At 59.4% G+C, this 1,914-nt stretch carries 2 protein-coding genes; both read right to left on the reverse strand.

Features of this window, described 5'->3' with window-relative positions; translation table 11 throughout:
• Positions 1–583: 583 nt before the first annotated feature.
• Positions 584–1,087: a hypothetical protein gene (locus AC1DY5_RS53650; protein WP_478122357.1), complete on the reverse strand. Its 504-nt coding sequence runs from the start codon at positions 1,085–1,087 to the stop codon at positions 584–586.
• A 193-nt stretch (positions 1,088–1,280) separates the two neighbouring features.
• Positions 1,281–1,914: hypothetical protein (locus AC1DY5_RS53655; protein ID WP_478122358.1), on the reverse strand; the 634-nt coding region annotated here is incomplete at its 5' end.

Genomic DNA, 1,914 nt, shown 5'->3' on the forward strand with positions numbered 1-1,914 from the left:
ATTCGCGTCCAGCGTGATGACAGGGGTTGGCGCGGCAGCCTTGAAGACACGGGTCGAGTCCCTCCGCGGCGGAAGAGCCCGCACTCCCCCAACGCCGGCAGAGGCTGAGGCAGTGGCATTTGTCGCGGATCCGACCATGGAGCGCGCGCTAAGTGTGCTCAACGCCTTCTCGGACCAGCCTGGCTCGCGCGTGTACCGACCAGAGGTATTGCACGGCTGCCGGTCAGCCATGCAAGCCGCTGCCGGGGGAGGCACCGACCTTCTGAGCGCAGCCGTTCATGCCCGCGAGCGAAATCGGCACCGCAGTCGGCCTATTGCACGACGTTCGGTAGGAAGCACACTGCTGCTTAAGGGCCTGGAGGCGGACGTCTCAGTGGTGCTCCATCCTGAATCGATGACCGCTCAAAATCTTTACGTCGCGTTGACGCGCGGGRCACGCCATGTTGTCGTTTGCTCGCCAATCCCAGTCCTCACGCCAGTCGCCGAGCTGGGTCGGATCTAGTTGCCGTCGCCGAGCCACAAGGGGAAAGAAACGCCGTCGCTTTTGGGACCACTGTTCATGGCTCCGGCCTGCATTCTTCCTTTAGGCTGTCTTTCCCGAGACCGCTCGGTACACCGCATCCCAGTGTTGGCCTAAGTTGCCCCTCGAAAGGTGTGCCGTCAGCGTGTGTGCAGTACGCGCGAGCATCACTTGAGCGAGCTCAGGAACAAGTTCGCGCCAAGCCGCTTCGCTGCGGACCAACACGAACTGCGAGCCAATATCCAGTTGGTGCAACACGAGCTTCCGAGCATATTCGCGCGACGGCAGTCGCAATCCTGCATCAAACTTCTTGGAGGCCCACGGGCACAACTGAACGGCCAGCACGTTGTTGCTGACATGCTGATCGCCCAAGGCCTCACGCAGTTCACGTAAACGATCCCAGGTCCACTTCCCGTAGCCCTCCCGATACTCCGGTGCCAAGCTTTGCATGGGCCACCCCGGGGTCAGGGGCGGCGGATGGTTGAACACGTAGCCAGGCGAACTGTCATAGCCCGGGTTCGCCAAGAGCCAAGTCAAGGGAGCACCGATCCGCCCCTCGTAGGGCATGGGTGGAATCTCCGTCCGCAACCGGGTGGGCGCACTCTCAGACCTCCGCGCGTTGTACGTCTCAATAAGCGGCAAATCGGCCTCTACTGCTGCGCAGCCCAGATGAGTGCTCGAGCACGGATTCTTGCGCGCGCGAAATGAAGCAAGGGGGTATTGCGGAACAGTTCCCGAACGGGTGACCAACAACCGAGCGTCATCGACAGCAGATGCTGCTGTATCTTCTGAAGTTCTCCATATGCCCCTCGGAAGGAAGAAAGGCGTTTGGCTGAGGAATCACCGTATACCGTCCGCGAAAGTGCTTTGTCAGGTCGTCTTCAACAATGCCGGCGACCCCCTTGCCAATGCAAATCACATGCTCAGCGCCTGACGAGATGACGATATCGCGCGTGTACGACCGCCACGACTCCTGAAGCGCCGCGCTCATGTTCGGAGCCTTTTCGCCATCTCTGTAGAGGGCGACGATGCTCGCATCGACAAGCCAAATTCCTTTTGCCTTCAGTTCCTTCAGCAGATTGATTTTGTTTTGAAGTCGCTGGTGGGTGGGTGTTTGCCCCAATATCGACTTGAAGTCATCGGTGCACGAAATCGGGTTGTTGCAGCTGAAGAAGATCTTCCAGAACTGAGGCGTCCCGTCGCGCCTTGGATGAACAGCGCTGTTGGTCAGTGTTCGTTCACCGTATCCGAGGCAGTACACGAATTTCGAGTATTGCGTCGGATAGCCCGGTAGTTCTGAAATAGGCGGGATAGTGATGTTTCGGTCGGCATCGCTGGTGTACACGTGCGATTCCGCGAGCAGCAGAACCCTCACGTTCGCGGGCTTCCAGAAC

The organism is Variovorax sp. P4_D9, assembly GCF_056401695.1.

Bases quoted from the DNA above. Each gene is read 5' to 3' on its own strand.
- AC1DY5_RS53650 (WP_478122357.1), bottom strand. From the start codon at position 1,087: ATGCCCTACGAGGGGCGGATCGGTGCTCCCTTGACTTGGCTCTTGGCG.